This window comes from Flaviflexus massiliensis (assembly GCF_001375495.1).
GTDB lineage: Bacteria > Actinomycetota > Actinomycetes > Actinomycetales > Actinomycetaceae > Flaviflexus > Flaviflexus massiliensis.
In genome coordinates this window covers 710,239-725,635 of sequence record NZ_LN831058.1, presented here as the reverse complement: position 1 = coordinate 725,635, position 15,397 = coordinate 710,239, and the positions used below count along the sequence as shown (strand labels likewise).

Annotated in this window: 14 protein-coding genes; 8 read left to right on the top strand and 6 right to left on the bottom strand. The window is 59.8% G+C overall.

Annotation, left to right across the window (positions count from 1 at the left end; all coding sequences use genetic code 11):
- The first annotated feature begins 24 nt into the window (after positions 1-24).
- The gene (locus BN1241_RS07170) at positions 25-942 is read left to right on the top strand and encodes a glycine betaine ABC transporter substrate-binding protein (RefSeq protein WP_054952970.1); all 918 of its coding nucleotides are present in this window, start codon (positions 25-27) and stop codon (positions 940-942) included.
- A gap of 268 nt (positions 943-1,210) precedes the next feature.
- A complete protein-coding gene (locus BN1241_RS07165) occupies positions 1,211-2,305 on the top strand; it encodes a class I SAM-dependent methyltransferase (protein ID WP_054953841.1) in 1,095 nt (364 codons plus the stop codon).
- Between the two features lie 7 nt (positions 2,306-2,312).
- On the opposite strand, the gene BN1241_RS07160 is transcribed toward BN1241_RS07165, so the two are convergent.
- Both BN1241_RS07160 and hrpB read right to left on the bottom strand, forming a co-directional pair.
- Positions 2,313-3,317, bottom strand: coding sequence for a hypothetical protein (locus BN1241_RS07160; RefSeq protein WP_054952969.1), 1,005 nt, complete (start codon positions 3,315-3,317; stop codon positions 2,313-2,315).
- Positions 3,314-5,713: an ATP-dependent helicase HrpB gene (hrpB, locus tag BN1241_RS07155; protein ID WP_054952968.1), complete on the bottom strand. Its 2,400-nt coding sequence runs from the start codon at positions 5,711-5,713 to the stop codon at positions 3,314-3,316. Before hrpB ends, BN1241_RS07160 begins: the two co-directional genes overlap by 4 nt.
- Positions 5,714-5,762: 49 nt before the next feature.
- Here hrpB and BN1241_RS07150 point away from each other — a divergent pair, with 49 nt between their 5' ends.
- The 3 genes from BN1241_RS07150 to BN1241_RS07140 all read left to right on the top strand — a co-directional run bounded on the left by BN1241_RS07150 (position 5,763) and on the right by BN1241_RS07140 (position 8,791).
- Positions 5,763-6,695 (top strand): P1 family peptidase, encoded by a 933-nt coding sequence (locus tag BN1241_RS07150; protein ID WP_054952967.1) that lies wholly within the window; start codon positions 5,763-5,765, stop codon positions 6,693-6,695.
- Between the two features lie 210 nt (positions 6,696-6,905).
- Entirely contained in the window at positions 6,906-7,658 is a 753-nt protein-coding gene (locus tag BN1241_RS07145) for an enoyl-CoA hydratase/isomerase family protein (RefSeq protein WP_054952966.1), read from the top strand.
- Positions 7,659-7,717: 59 nt separating this feature from the next.
- A complete protein-coding gene (locus BN1241_RS07140; RefSeq protein ID WP_187117612.1) occupies positions 7,718-8,791 on the top strand; it encodes an acyltransferase family protein in 1,074 nt (357 codons plus the stop codon).
- A gap of 238 nt (positions 8,792-9,029) precedes the next feature.
- Here the strand turns inward: BN1241_RS07140 and BN1241_RS07135 are convergent, their stop codons facing one another.
- Positions 9,030-9,596, bottom strand: coding sequence for a hypothetical protein (locus BN1241_RS07135; RefSeq protein WP_147599319.1), 567 nt, complete (start codon positions 9,594-9,596; stop codon positions 9,030-9,032).
- Entirely contained in the window at positions 9,583-10,248 is a 666-nt protein-coding gene (locus BN1241_RS07130) for a hypothetical protein (RefSeq protein ID WP_222704418.1), read from the bottom strand. The genes BN1241_RS07135 and BN1241_RS07130 overlap by 14 nt, the downstream gene beginning before the upstream one ends.
- A gap of 102 nt (positions 10,249-10,350) precedes the next feature.
- On the opposite strand from BN1241_RS07130, the gene BN1241_RS07125 reads away from it, so the two are divergent.
- Positions 10,351-11,535 carry an alpha-amylase family glycosyl hydrolase gene (locus BN1241_RS07125; protein WP_054952962.1) on the top strand — a complete coding sequence of 395 codons (1,185 nt, stop codon included), beginning with the start codon at positions 10,351-10,353 and terminating at the stop codon, positions 11,533-11,535.
- A gap of 112 nt (positions 11,536-11,647) precedes the next feature.
- Here BN1241_RS07125 and BN1241_RS07120 read toward each other — a convergent pair whose 3' ends face one another.
- A complete protein-coding gene (locus BN1241_RS07120; RefSeq protein WP_054952961.1) occupies positions 11,648-12,304 on the bottom strand; it encodes a LuxR C-terminal-related transcriptional regulator in 657 nt (218 codons plus the stop codon).
- Positions 12,305-12,396: 92 nt separating this feature from the next.
- Positions 12,397-13,203: a sensor histidine kinase gene (locus tag BN1241_RS07115; RefSeq protein ID WP_082418259.1), complete on the bottom strand. Its 807-nt coding sequence runs from the start codon at positions 13,201-13,203 to the stop codon at positions 12,397-12,399.
- Between the two features lie 109 nt (positions 13,204-13,312).
- On the opposite strand from BN1241_RS07115, the gene BN1241_RS07110 reads away from it, so the two are divergent.
- Complete coding sequence (locus tag BN1241_RS07110; protein WP_054952960.1) at positions 13,313-14,002, top strand: ABC transporter ATP-binding protein; 690 nt, start codon at positions 13,313-13,315, stop codon at positions 14,000-14,002.
- The gene (locus BN1241_RS07105; RefSeq protein ID WP_054952959.1) at positions 13,999-15,384 is read left to right on the top strand and encodes an ABC transporter permease family protein; all 1,386 of its coding nucleotides are present in this window, start codon (positions 13,999-14,001) and stop codon (positions 15,382-15,384) included. The genes BN1241_RS07110 and BN1241_RS07105 overlap by 4 nt, the downstream gene beginning before the upstream one ends.
- The last annotated feature ends 13 nt before the right edge of the window (positions 15,385-15,397 follow it).

The window sequence follows — 15,397 nt, the reverse complement described above, 5'->3', positions numbered from 1 at the left end:
TCAACCCAACAGAAAGGAAATCTCATGATTTCTCGCTCTAAGCGGAGTATCGCACTGACCGCAGCTCTCGCCACGACGCTCCTCGCAGCATGCGGTGGCGACACCGACGAAGCCACCAACGGCAACGGTAACGGCAACGGTGGTAGCGAAGTCACCAAGGAACTCGAAATCGGTATCCCCGCTGGCTGGGATGAGGGCGTTGTCGTGTCGCACGCCATGGCCATCGCCCTCGAGGAACAGGGTTACGACGTGACCCTGACCGACGGTGAGATCGGCATTATCTTCACGGGCCTTGCCGGTGGCGACATGGACCTGCTCCTTGACGCCTGGCTGCCCGTCACCCACGAAAGCTACATCGAAGAATACGGTGACAGCATCGAGGATCTTGGCTCCTGGTACGACACCGCCAAGCTCGCACTCACGGTGAACGCTGACGCCGACATCACCTCCATCGACGAACTCGCCGACAATGCTGATGCGTTCGGTAACGAGATCATCGGTATTGATGGTGGCGCAGGTATCACTCGTCTCACCCAGAACGAAGTAATCCCCACCTACGGTCTCGAGGGAATGAACTACAAGATCTCGTCCACCGCCGCCATGCTCGCCGAGCTGGATGGTGCGATGCGTGAAGGTCGCGACATCGTTGTGACCCTCTGGTCCCCGCACTGGGCATACGGAGCTTACGATATCCGTGACCTCGAAGACCCCGAGGGCGCCTACGGTGCCGAAGAGCAGATCCATTCCTTTGCTCGCGCTAACTTCTCTGACGATCACCCCGAGGTCGCTGACATGCTCAGCAACTTCGAACTGTCCGACGAAGAGCTCTCCGATCTGGAGAACTACGTTCTCAACGAGAACGCCGACCGTGACACGTCCGAAACCGTTGGTGAATGGCTCGACGAGAACCCCGAGGTTCGCGAGCGCATGAACATCGGCTAATCGCTACAACTTCATAGCTTAACCACAGCGGTGGTCAATGAGCGTACGGTGTGGGGCCGCAGTACAGTACTGCGGCCCCACACCTATCTTCACCAAGTCCCCTAAGGCCAATATCTTTTGTTTACATCTACCTTATTCCCCTTGGCCTCCTCCCCACGCCCTCTCTTCTTCCCACGCGCAGTACTTTTCTCCCTCGTCACCAGCCCCTTACTCGGATGTTCTCTCGGGTGGTTGAGTACTTCGGCTCGGTTAGGATGATCGGGTGAAGATGAGCGTGGCACCGAGTACTCCCTGTTGGTATTTCAACGAGGGACTGTGTCGCTCCTGCTCACTACTTGAAACCCCGTACGACATCCAGCTTGCGGACAAGGCACGCCACGCACAGCAACTCCTTCCTTGCGATGAGTGGCTGGAGCCGGTCGGTAGCGCAGAGTTTGGTTTCCGTAATAAGGCGAAGATCATCGTGTCGGGAACCACCGAGGAACCCGTTCTGGGGATTGTGCGGGACGGTATCGGTCAGGACCTGCGGGACTGCCTGCTCTACGATCGTGCGATTACGGAGGCCCACGGTCCACTCACGGACTTCATTTCCCGTGCCGGTCTCATCCCCTACTCCATTGCCGACCGTAGCGGTGAACTGAAGTCCATCATCGTTACCGCGAATCCCCACGGGCACCTCATGGTTCGTTTCGTGTTGCGCTCCGAACGTCACCTGGAGGCCATCCGCACCCACGTGTCGTGGTTGGCGGATCGGATTCCTCTCAAGGTGGCGAGTATCAACCTTCTGCCAACTCACGTGGCCCTGCCCGAGGGGGACACGGAGATCCACATCTTTGGCGATGATGTTCTGGACATGAGCCTCGGCCCCCTTGACCTCAAGCTGCGGCCGCAGGGTTTCTTCCAAACCAATACGGAAATCACGACAATCCTCTATGCGACCGCGGCCGCCTGGGTGGACGAAGTGAGCCCAGCAACGGTGTGGGATTTGTATTGCGGGGTGGGTGGTTTTGCCAAGTCGATGGCTTCCCCAACGCGTACTGTCACGGGTGTGGAGCTGTCGGAGCAAGCAGCGCTCGCAGCGGGCGGTCCACCCATGTTTGTGGCTGCCGATGCTGGGCAGTGGGCGCGGGAGCAGGACACGGTCCCTGATCTTCTTGTGGTCAATCCTCCGCGGCGCGGGATCGGCGAGCTCGCGGAATGGGTCCGGGACTCCGATATTTCGACCGTCCTCTACTCGTCCTGCAATCTCGCTTCAGCGGTGGAGGATATGGCGGTGATGGGGATGACGGCGCGGCGGGCCCAGCTGTTTGACATGTTCCCCCACACCGATCATTCCGAATGCCTCATCCTCATGAGTCGTTAGGCCGCTCTTAGCCCGGGAGTTTTGCGGTGAGTGCAGCGTTTTCACCGGTTCCCTCGCGGCTGAGGTGAAGGACCTGTCCCGTGGAGAGTGTCAACTTCGTGTCATCGGGAAGGACGGCCCCGGTGACCAGTACGTGGGAGGCCAGCTCGAGGAGGATGCGCTGCATTTCCTCCGGGGTGCCACCCTCGATGAGGAACTCATCCTTTCCCAGGTCTGCGAGCCCCTCGGTGAAGCCATGCAGTGTGCCGAAGCGCTTGGCAAGACCGAGCTGAACGAGAACGAGGACGGGTGGTGAATCCTCCGGGGTGGTCTCAACAACCTGGTGATAAAAGGCAGGTTCGTAGAGTGTGCCGTTTGCGGAGATCCCCACCGTGTTTTCGTCAATCAGGGAGGAAACCCTGCGAGCGTGTTCACTCGCTCTGCGCAGGTGATCGGGTCCCGCGGTCTCGATCACGAGCCGCTGTCCGTGGCGAGATATTGCGTTCTTAGCTTCGGGCCAGAGGTATGCGCGGTCGGCAATGGGGCCGAGTTTGTCTACCTTGGGGCCGATTGTGATGCGGGAATTATCCACGTACAGGGTGTCGCCCTCAATCGTTCCTCCAGTATTGGCGCGGACTCTGTTGAGGGTGACGGGTGTTTCGAACAGGAGGGTTGCTGAGAGATTCTCGGCAACACTTCTTCCCTCGGCCACCGCCCCGCTGCTGAGTGCCCGATCCATGGTGGCGATCAGCGTTGTGGCATCCTCACCGAAGTGATCGGTGACGGGTTCGTAGGCGGAAACGGTGTGCCCGGTGAGAGTCAGCGATTCCCCGATGTAGCCGCCGGAGATACCGAGAAGCCACGTATCACTCCCCGGTAGGCGGAACTTCATGGCGAAGAACGTGACTCCCGGGCCGTCGATGCGGCCCAGCACCTCGACTTCGCTCGGAGCCCGACCGTCGCGAGTCAGCCACTCGGTCATGTCACGCACCGCGTCCTTTGCCTGCTTTTTCAGGGTCTTGAGTGCAGTCACGACTTTCTCCTCGTTTTGCGAGTGGGTTCTGCGGTAAGGGGGTCTTCCGGCCACGGATGCTTTGGATATCTGCCCCGGTTCTCTGCCCTGACGTGAGCATATGCTCCGCGCCAGAATGATGCCAGGTCATCGGTGACAGCCAGGGGTCTGCCTGCTGGGGAGAGGAGGTGGATTTGGAGGCGAACACCGCCCGCGACGAGAGGCGAGTCCTGCCACCCGAAGCATTCTTGCAGTTTCATGGCCGCATAGGGTTTCTCACCGTCGTAGTGCACCCTCACGGTCCCGCCCGCGGGTGAGTCAATTCTGGCTGGGGCCAGGGTGTCGAGTTCGAGGGCTTCTGGCCAGGGCAGCAGGCGCCTGAGTGCGTCTGCCACATCAGCTTTGATTTTTTGTCCTTCACTCCACCGGTCCAGTTCGGGACCGAGCCACTCCTCGAAGCGGTCCGCGAGCGCCTCGTCACTCATTTCGGGCCAGGGTTCTCCGAGGGTGGCGTGCAGGAAGGCGAGCCTGCCACGGAGGGCCGTGGCCGCCTCACTCCATCCCAGCACCGCGAGATCATTCTTCGCGTATTCGACAACAATGGGTCGTGCCAGGGCGGGATCGACGGCGCTGGGTGTGCGGGAGAGTTCGATCGCTCCAATACTGCGTACTTTCCAGGCGTTCACGGTGCCGCGTGAGATCTCGTGGCTGGTCGTCTCGTGGGAACCGATGGCGGAGGCCGTGTCCTGGGTGATGGGGATGGCGGAGCGGATCATTGCATCTGCCCTGCCGGTGTCCGTCATGTCTGCGATTGCAAGCCAGGGTGAGCCGGTGAGCGGTGAGCCCGGTGGCAGGACTGTCCCCGTTCCCATGGTCGTGAGGTAGGTGCCGGAGCGGAGCACCGCGATCCTATCCGGAAACGAGGTGGCGACCACCTGTCCGAGTGCCTCATCCATCGACAGTCCCCCACCCTCTGCATGAGGGACGAGCCTGGCGAGCCTTTTGACGGACTGCTTCCACGATCGCGGCGAGCTGCGCAGCACTTCCCGCCACAGGGCGGCAAGATCAGCTCCCGGGGCCGTGAGGTCCTCTTCGAGGAGCGCAACGATTTCCGTGCAGGTACGCGTCCCTAGGTCCTCGTTGAGCTTGAGGAGTGCGGTGGCGGTTCTCGGGTGGGCGGGGATGGTGGAGACTTGCTGTCCCAGGTCCGTCAGCCTCCCCTCGTCAATAAGCCCAAGGGACTCCGCGACTGCGGTCGCGGAGTTGAGTGCGGGAGCTGTGGGTTGGTCGAGGAGCCGCAGCGAGTCAACATCACCCCACGTCAAAGCAGTCAGAAGAAAGTCGGTGAGATCAGCTGTCCTGATCTCGGGTTGAGGGTATTCGTCAAGGCGGGACCAGCTTGTCTTGCTCATGAGGATGCGTGCTTGGCCGGGGCCCAGTCGTCCCGCGCGACCGGCGCGCTGCGTGGCCGCCGCCTTCGAGACGGGTACGGTGACAAGCCGGGAGACCGCTGATCGGTAGTTGGTGCGCGGTTCCCGGGCGAGTCCAGAGTCGACAACTCGAGTCACTCCGGGGACCGTGAGAGAGGATTCTGCGATCGAGGTGGCCAGAACGATCTGCTGCTCGCCCGAGTCGGCAAGGATCGCATCCTGCTCCCGGGCTGGCACGGAGCCGTGCAGGATTCTCACCGAGGGCCGGTCAATTAGCGCCGCAACGGCATCGATTTCACGCCTGCCGGGTAGGAACACGAGGACACTGCCCGCATGTTCATCAGCAGCTGCGGTTGTCTCGCTTGCAACATGTGCCAGGAATTCCCTCGTTACCCCACGGTCATCGAGCGGTCTCGGTCCGGGCCGGTACAGGACATCGACGGGGTAGATCGGTGCCTGGGCCTCAACAACCGGTGCGTCGAGAAGTTTCGCCCACTGGTCCGCCGCAAGAGTTGCGGACATTGCCACCAGATTGAGCCCCGTCAGGTCCCGAACATCCAACAGCAGTGCCGCAAGCAGATCCCCATCAAGATGCCTTTCGTGGACCTCGTCGAGCACGACCGCACCCACACCGGTCATATCCGGGTCCCGCAAGATCCTGCGGAGCAAGACTCCGGCGGTCACGAACTCTACCCTGGTTGATGCTGAGCGAACGACATCACCGCGGACAGAGTAACCAACCGATCGACCCAGTGGCTCCCCCACGAGTGAGGCGAGACGGCGAGCGGCAGCCCTGGCGGCCATTCGCCGCGGCTGTGCAACCACGACCCTGCCCTCGACGCGGTCAGCGAGGAAGGGTGGGACGAGGGTGGTTTTGCCCGTCCCGGGTGGTGCGGACAGCACGGCAGCACCCGTCTTGGTCATCGCGGTAGCCAGGTCCGGGAGCGCGTCCCGCACCGGCAAATCCACCCGTTCCACAATATTCACACCCCCTACGCTAGTCGCTCGTTGCACAGGTTCGCGGTAGGGTCAGGTCATGGAAGCTGTCGCTAATGGTGCACTGGTGGACGCGGGTGGGATCAGGCTCGGTCACGCCAGCATGAATGGGACCGGCGTGACCGTGGCCGTCATTGATCGCGGCGGGGTTGCGGGCGTTGATGTTCGAGGATCCGCACCCGGTACTCGAGAAACGGACCTCCTCGACCCGACGGCAGCTGTGCAGCAAGTTAATGCGATCGTTCTATCAGGTGGCTCCGCCTTTGGATTGGCAACCGCTGATGGTGTCATGCTGGAACTGGCCGAGCAGGGCCGGGGTCTTGATACGGGGATGGGAATCGTCCCGATCGTGCCGGCTGCCGTGATTTTTGATCTTCCCGTCACGGGTGGGACTAAACCGACCCAGGAGCTTGGTCGTCAGGCTGTGCGTAATGCAGGTGAGAACCGCGAGCGCGGCAATGTTGGTGCCGGCACGGGTGCCGCCGTTGGCAAGTACTTAGGCATACCGGGGGTGATGAAGGGCGGGCTTGGCCAGGCTGCTGTCCGGGATGGTGATCTCGTTGTTTCCGCCGTTGTCGTTGTTAACGCCCTGGGCGACATTTATGACTCCGGGGTGAAGATCGCCGGCACCCACAACGAATCTGGCTTCCTTCCCACGGACAGCTACGTGGGTGCGAGCGTCGGGATCACCAACACGACCATCGGGATTGTGGCTACGAATGCGGCACTGACGAAAGCTCAGGCCACCAAGGTGGCGTCCGCCTCCCACGATGGTTTGGCTCGTTCCATCCGCCCCGTGCATACGATGGATGATGGGGACACGCTCTTCGCGGTCTCAACCGGCGACACTGCCGCCCACGTGAACCAGGTGTGTTACCTCGCGGCGGAAGCCGTGCGACTCGCGGTGCTGGATGGCGTGAGATCCGCGACCTCACTGCCCGGAATCCCCGCGATCTCAGACCTGCCATTCTGAGTTGTCAGAGTAACGCCAAAGCTGTGTCACGGGCTCACTCCGGGATGCTGACACGCCCGCGCTCAGGTGCCATAGGACATTCACCTCAGCTCATCCATCCATCCGAACGTGCACGTACGTTTGTGATCTGAGCTGGATTCCCGCCCTTGGTGAACGGGACGGAAACCCCACGCATCCAAGTGTTGATCATTTAACCGCTATTCTGTGAATGTGGCAGAACTTCCAACCTCCGGTGATCCACGGATTTCCGTTCTGACGGAAAAGAATCAGACGTGGATCATCCTGGACGATCCAGCAACCCTTAACGCTCTCGACCCCGGTCTCGTCCGCGCCCTTGCCCGCGAAGTGGAGGCGGTGAAGAGCGGTCGTCTCATCATCACTGGCCGAAACGGCGCGTTCTCATCGGGTGGCTCGCTCGAAACGGTCTCCTCCCTCGCATCCCAGGTCACAACTGACAGGATCGGGGTGGAGGCGATTGTCCGTGAGGGCGGCAATCTCATTGAAGACATCTTGTTCTCCCCCGCCACCACGATCGCTCTGATCGACGGTGTTGTTGCCGGCGCGGGAATCGGCATTGCCCTCGCCTGCGATATTCAACTGGCCACGCACCGCACCCGGTACAACACTGCCTATGCCACCCTCGGACTGCCTTCCGATTTCGGTACGCACGAACTGTTGCGGCAGCGCATCGGTGAGGATAAGGCTAACGAGCTCATGAAGAATCCTGAACTGGTGGGGATCACCCGGGCACAGGAGTTGGGCTTGGTTGATGCCGTGATCGATCGCGTTGATCCCAAGCTTGTGCGGAAAACAGTCAAGACGATTCCGGTACCTGATCGGAAATCAAAACTGAAGTCCATGTCAGCTGTTCTCGACACCGAAGCTGCTCAGTTTGCCCAGGCGCTCAGCAACCCGAAGGTGCAGGTTCAGGTCGAGAAGCTCATGAAGAAGAAGCGATGCTAAGCGGAGTAATTCGCTACATTAAGGCACTTTCAATCCCCTCCACTTGTAGGGTGGCCGGTATGGCTAGTGGAAAGAGACAGGAATCGGGCGTGCGTCAGCGCGCTATCTGGATGGATGTCGTGCGGGGCTTGGCCATTATCGCCGTCATCTACGGTCATGCCGAAGCAATCGGACGTCAAGACGGAATGTTTGACACCCCGGGTTGGATGCTCACCTCCAACCGCATCCTTGTGCTCTTGCGCATGCCACTTCTCATGTTCCTGTCGGGCATGCTCGTCCCCCGATCAATTCGGCGGGGCTGGAAGAGCTTTCTGCCCGGAAAGTTCACCAAACTCGCCTGGCCCTATGCGGTGTGGATCGCGATCTTCTTTGTGGTCCTGTGGATTCACGAAGCTGCCACATTGGATCAAATCCCGATGGAGATCATCAATCCCGACAACCCGAATCTCACCCCACTCTGGTATTTACGTAACCTGTTCTTCTACTATCTGCTAGCCCAGGTACTTGTCTGGTTGCGTCTTCCGCTCTGGAGCGGCATCTTCATCGGCCTTGGGCTGAGCACCTATCACCTTCTTAAGGTGCCCTACCCCGACCAGATTGACCTGCGCTGGGGCTACCTCATGGCATTCTTCTTCCTCGGCGCATTCATCATGGATCACCTGGATAAGATCTCGAGATTCTTGAGGAAACCGGCGGTCACGCTTGTGCTGATCGTCCTGTTCCTCATCCCCGTCTATGTGTACTTGGCGGAGATTGCCCCTGTCCGTTACCGCCCGGAATACATTTGGGGTCCAATGGCTTTCGCGGGACTTGTCATTGCCTATGCGCCCCTCATCAAGTCTTCCTGGCTGACGAAACCGATCGAGTTTGTTGGTAGAAACTCCCTGTACTACTACGTCATGCACTACCCCATGTTCTTGGGATACAGCTGGTGGTTCGCATGGCGTCACGAGTGGGGATTGGGGCACTTCTTCGGTCTCATGGCTCTCGGGCTTATTGTTCCGACGATCGCGATCTACGTGTGCCGGTGGATCCCGCCGCTGAAATGGCTGTTCTTCGAGCTGCCCTGGCCACGAAAGAAGAGTCCTGCCACACAGACACTCCCCGCATCCGCACCTGCCCCAAACAATTGAGAAACGGATGCTTCACGGGCGGCATCGCGGGTGGACAACGAACGGCGAGACGATGTGAGCGCCACATCCTCTTCCCAATCTCAAACGGACTAATTCAAACTCAATTGGCCCAGTCCGGACTAAAGAAGAGCCCACGGACCTTACAGGGCGAGGCACTTGATCGCGGCTTGGTTTCTGTGCGATTGTCAGCGGTCCCGTACCGCGGCTAGGTGCCTGGGTACGGGACCGGGTGAAGTGATTATGGCGTGAATGTGGCGGTTGCGTTGATGGCTTCGCCTCGTTCGATGCCTTCCTGTGTTTGTGCGTTGACGGTGAACTCCCACAGGTGACCATCAACATCCACGTAGGTGAGTGACGTGTAGGAATCCGTGGAGTACGTGACGTCAACGATGATGGCGGGGTAGCCGCCAAGTTCCGCGCTGTCGTCACGGACCGTGATCGTTTCTGCGCTCGGCAGGTTGTTTTCAAGTAGCTGGCTGAAGAATTCGCCACTGAACTCAAAGTCTGTGTTGGTGAAGTCCTGGGCAAGGATGTCGTCCCAGTTGTTGCCTTCCCACAGGTACTGGTAGTCGAAGCCTTCCTTCTCGGCTTCGTACCATCCTGACGGGACCTGCACTTCAACCGTGTGTTCAGCATCCGCGGTCTTGCTTGTCAGCAGGTCAGGCTCGGTCGTGGTTTCGGTTCCTTCACTCACCGTGGTCTTGGGTTCGCTCGGCGTGGTCCCTTCATCGTTGGACACGCTTCCGCATGCTGTGAGGAGGAGGAGGAGGCAGACGAGCGATGCTGCTTGCTTATAGGAAGTCAATTGTATGTACCAATCTGTCGGCTTCTGCCAGGCCTTGACTGTGGAGTGCGTTGACCGTGATTTCTTTAATGCCACTATCAACATTCACGTAGTAAATGTTCGCTACGTATCCGGGACCCGTCACGGAAACCCAGAACCCATCGTAGCCGTCAACGGTCACGTCACCCTCGAAGGTTGCAGTTGCGTCACCCAGGTTCCCGGCATCGATCAGGCGTTGAAGATACGTTTCGGAGTCACCGATCTGGGCCCACGGACCCAGCGGGGCAACCGAAATGTTCTGGGTCGCATCGATCTTGGTCCACCCAAACACCGAATACGGGGTTTCGAGTTCGGGAGCGTACCGCCAATCATCGGGTAGCGCCACCGTCATCGACCCGTCCACTGCGGTCGCTTCCGCGGGACTCTGCTCTTCGGGAGAAATCACTCCCGCAACCGTGGTCGAATCGGAGCTCGGCGACACCGTCTCGGTGGGGTCGCTGCTCGGCTCACTGGTCGGAGAGGGTTCGGTGGTTGACGTGGGGGATGTATCCGTTGTCGGGTCGGATTCGGTCGAGGCGGTTTCGGGTGAATCCGTAGGTTCATCAGACACTGCACCGCAGGCGCTGGCGGCAAGGAGTACAACTCCCAGTAAGCTACCAACACTGTTACGCACAGGCCCCCCTTAGGCTTACGTCGATAGTCTAGTTCACATGCAGGGAGGGTAGTAGTCAAGACCGTCCGCCACCATCACTGTCATTTCGTGGATAATGAGACTATGGAAACGCTTTGGCACATCTATCCCCTGGGAGCGACCGGAGCTCCCATCAGGGAGTGGACAGATCCGGGCACGGACCAGCACAGGCTGAAGAAACTTATTCCGTGGCTTACTCATGCCAAGAGCCTCGCCGACACCATTCTGCTGGGACCGATCTTCACGTCCCTCACCCACGGCTACGACACGATCGACCACTACACGATCGACCCACGCCTGGGCACGAATGATGACTTTGATCAGCTCATTGGTGAGGCCGGCGAGCACGGACTCGGGATCATCCTCGATGGTGTGTTCAACCACGTAGCCAAGGGCCACCCACTCGAAGACCACGTTGCCAGGGACGAACAGGGCAATCCGAGGGTCTTTGAAGGGCACGGCGGTCTTCTCGAACTCGATCACAACGACCCCGTGGTCGTCTCCTACATTTCCGACGTCATCTCCTACTGGCTCGACCGTGGCGTGGCCGGGTGGCGGATGGATGCCGCCTACCGAATGAATCCGCAGTTCTGGGAAAAGATCCTGCCGCCCATTAAGGAACAGTATCCGGAGGCGTGGTTCTTGGGGGAGGTCATCCACGGCGACTATCCATCATTCGTTGGCGAACAGAGGCTCGACTCCGTCACCCAGTACGAACTGTGGAAGGCAACCTGGTCAAGCCTGAAGGACGAGAACTTTTACGAACTCGACTGGTCCCTGCAGCGCCACGACATCTTCCTTGAAACCTTCATCCCCAACACTTTTATCGGCAACCACGATGTCGAACGCATTGCCTCCACTCTTGGGCACACCAAGGCGGCAGTCGCCGCCCTCATCCTCTGCACCACCCCGGGGATCCCTTCCCTCTACTACGGTGATGAGTTTGGTTGGCGCGGGGTCAAGGGTGAGGGCTTCGAGGCAGACGATCCGTTGCGCCCACCGCTGCCAGATAACCCGGAAGATGCGATGACTCCTGACGCGGTGGAGATCCTTAACATCTATCGGTGGGCGGCGAACTTCCGGCGCGAACATCCCTGGCTGAAGACTGCTCGCACCACGGTCAAGGATCTGACCAACACGTCACTGACGTACGAGACCCACGACCCCTCCCATGCCATCACCGTCACCCTCGACATTGCGCAGAAGAAGGCGGCGGTGGAGATAAATGGTGAGGTCGTGTGGACGCTGCCCGAGCTGAGCGGCGACTAACCCCGGCCAGGCCACCAACCATCAATCATGTCTTCAACTGCCAATCAGACAATCAACGACCTGCCCCAGAAATCGCCAGCCCAGCATCCGCACTTTCTCGGCTTGTCTGTGCCTATTCAGTTGCGGTCAGGTAGGTGAGAACGGCTCTTACTCGCCTATTTTCCTCACCGACCTGGAGCCCAAGCTTGAGGAAGACGGCCGCCACATACTTTGACACTGCCCCGCTTGAGAGGAAGAGTCGTTCAGAAATCTGGTTGTTGGACAGGCCTTCGGCCATGAGCGCCAGCACTTCCCGTTCCCTGTCGGTCAGGCTGTCGAGGGGACCGGATCTGCCGCGAGCCAGCTGGCTTGCCACCTCGGGATCGATAACAATCCCGTCGGCCGCAACGATCGTGAGGGAACGCATGAAATCGGCAACCTTCGCCACGCGATCCTTCAGCAGGTAACCGAAGCCGGCTCCCGCACCGGTGAGGAAGCGTTGGGCGTAGGCGGGTGCCACGTATTGGGAGAGGATCATGATCGCAAGCTCCGGGAACTCATCGCGTAGCTCCGCGGCAGCATCCAAACCATCCGTTGCCATCCCCGGTGGCATCCGCACGTCAGCAATCACCACGTCCGGGACGATTCCATTTACCATGCTATCCCGCACCGCCACAACAAGGCTGGGAGCATCGGAAACTGCGGCCAACACCTCGTGCCCCTGCCGTTCCACGAGGCCAGTGATGCCCTCCCGAAGCAGAGCCGAATCATCAGCAAGAATAATTCTCACGCATTAACCTCACGAAACTCATATCCACCGGTCTTTAACACCTCTGTGCTCATCCATACTCGGGACTCTCACTCTCCCCATCCTGTTCAGCATCACAGGTAGCCTGACTCGCCAATGTTGAGTAGTAGCGGCATTTTTGCGCGCACCTCCGTCGGCCCTCCCTCGGGGGAAGATACCGTGAGAGTGCCACCAAAGGCTGCGAGGCGTTCTTTCATGCCGGACAGGCCGTGACCGGGACGGATCGTTGCCCCGCCCTGACCCTGGTCGGTCACGGTGACATGTAGGTTCTCATCCGCAATGAGAAGGACTACTGCCGGGCCGCCATACTTTGCGGAATTCGTCAGCGCTTCAGACACGAAGAAGTAGCCGGAAGCGGTGACTCCTCGGGGAAGTGACGGCAGCGGCCTTGGGCACCGCACCTCCACATTGTCGAACCGTCGCGCCAGGTCCCTGACGGCAGCTTCGAGACCCATGTCGGTGAGAACTTGGGGGTGGATGCCGTGAACGGTTTGACGGAGGGCTTTCATTGCCGTCTCCGCATCGTCCATCGCCCCCGCCAACAGCTTCCCTTCGACCGAATCCGGATCGAGGCTCAGGGAGGCTTCACCCAGTTTCATTGTGGCCGCCACGAGATACTGTTGGGCACCGTCATGGAGGTCGCGTTCGATCCTGCGCCTCTCAATCTCGAAGGCTCCCACGATTTCTCTGCGGGAGCGGCGCAACCCGGCCACGTCTTCCACATCCAGGTCTTCTTCGCGTGGCTTCCGGTTCACTCCGAGGGCTAGGGCAACCGCGCACAGGGTGAAGGGAATGGCGATGGCGGCACCGAGCAGGTACTGGACGAGGAGGATGCCGATGATGATGACGGCAATGGCCCAGTTGAGCGCTCGAGGAAACATGGCTCTATCCTAGTGGTGTCAGATCGCCCCCGGGAGTAGAGCTAGGTCTACTGCGATACGGCAGTACGGTGCATGGTGGCGAGGCCCCGGAGCGACTGGAATAGTCAGTATGAAAAACACGTTACACGCCACCAATCTTGTGAAAACCTACGGGTTGGTCAAGGCGCTGTCCAGCGTTTCCCTCACCGTGGAGCCCGGGGCCTCCGTTGCGATCATGGGACCGTCCGGTTCCGGTAAATCAACCCTCCTCCACGCCCTGTCCGGCATCCTCCGCCCAGATTCGGGAACGGTCCGGCTCGGCGATACCGATATCACGTCCCTGTCCGACAGTGCTCGCTCGATCCTGCGCCGTAAACAGTTCGGCTTCGTGTTCCAGGATGGTCAGCTGGTCGATGAACTGACGGCACGTGAGAACGTGGCCTTCCCGCTTCTACTCGATGGATGGAAGCGGTCGCGTGCCATGCGCGAGGCAGAGCACTGGCTCCGGCGTCTTGGACTCGATGGTCTGGGCGGCCGAAAGCCAGGTGAAATGTCTGGTGGTCAAGCCCAGCGCGTCGCGATCGCCCGCTCGCTCATTGCCCGGCCCAGCGTTGTCTTCGCCGACGAGCCAACCGGTGCTCTCGACCAGGCCACGGGTCACGAGGTCATGCAAATCCTGACAACGGTATGCCACATGTCTGGGGCAACCCTCATTGTTGTCACCCACGATCTTGAGGTCGCCAAGTGGTGCAACCGCCTCATTGAGATTCGTGACGCCGTCATTCACGATGACCGTGCGCTGGGAGTGAGCCAGGCATGATTGGACTGTCGAGCAGGCTTGCCCTGTCCCGAATCAAGACGAATCGTTCCGGCCTTGATGTTCTCGCCGTTCTTGCCTTCGCAATCACAACGCTGCTGGCTCTAACTGTCGCGGGTGGTACGAACATGTTCTATGGCAGGTGGCAGAACCCACCAGCTTCACTCGAAAGAATCATTGAGAACACCGGCAATCCCTACACGTCGGCAACCGATCTGGCGGGCATGTACCTCACGCTTGCGATCATTGCGTGCGCGATTCTCGTTGTGCCGATCCTGAGCCTGGGTGCGGGAGCTGCCAGGCTGGGAGCATCCGGCCGCTCCAAGCGGCTCGCTTCCCTGCGTTTGATTGGCATGACTGGGGTTGAAGTGGTGGTCATGTCCGTCATTGAGACCATCATCCTCACCCTGGGTGGAGCCCTGCTCGGTGGGATTGTCTTTGTTCTTTCGCTGCCGCTGTGGCGGTTCATTTCCTTCCATGATCAACCGCTCACGCCGGGTGACATGGTAGGCCCCTGGTGGCTAAACCTCGCGGTCCTCGGCGTCATCCTCCTCCTGTCGGCGCTGTCAACAATCATTGGTCTGCGCCAGGTCGTCATCAGCCCGCTCGGTGTTGCGAAGCGGGAGACCCCGAAGGCACTGCAGTTCTGGCGAGTTATCGTGTTCGTGGCCGCAATCATCATCTTTGCCTTCACTGCCCAGAGCTTTAATGCGATCACGTCCGACTTCATGGCGTACCTGTTCATGGGTGGGGTCATCATGTTCATGCTCTTCACCGTCAACCTTGTGGGACCGTGGCTCATTCAGCTCGTCGCACGCCCCCTCGTACGCACCTCGAACTCCGCAACACTCCTCGCCATGAGGAGGCTTGTTTCCCAGCCCCGGGAGGCATGGCGGAACGTTGGTGGACTCGCCTTCATTGGCTTCATCGCTGCCTTCACTCTCACTCTGCCGGATGCTCCCGATGACCCGCTGTTTGCCTTGCAGGTGAAGGACATTGGGATGGGAATCATCATCACCCTCGCGATCGGCTTGCTCGTGGCAGCCACCTCCACTCTCATCAATCAGGCCGCCTACGCTGTTGATCGGGCTGAACAAACCTTGGCTCTCACTCGCATGGGAACCCCACGGAAGGTGTTCGCTGGGGCCCGCTACCGGCAGGTGCTCCTCCCCCTCATCACCACGCTGGGAGTCTCCATTCCTTTGGGCCTTCTCGTCATGCGTCTGCTCATCGTCGGCACCCCGGCAGAGACCGCCCAAACCAACAACATCGTCACCCTGATCGTTGTCATCCTCATTGGCATTGCGCTCAGCATCGCGGCAGCATCTGCCACGCGCCCAATCGAAACCAGGATCCTCACCACGGACTACAGGAGAAACGATTAGAAAACACCGCGGG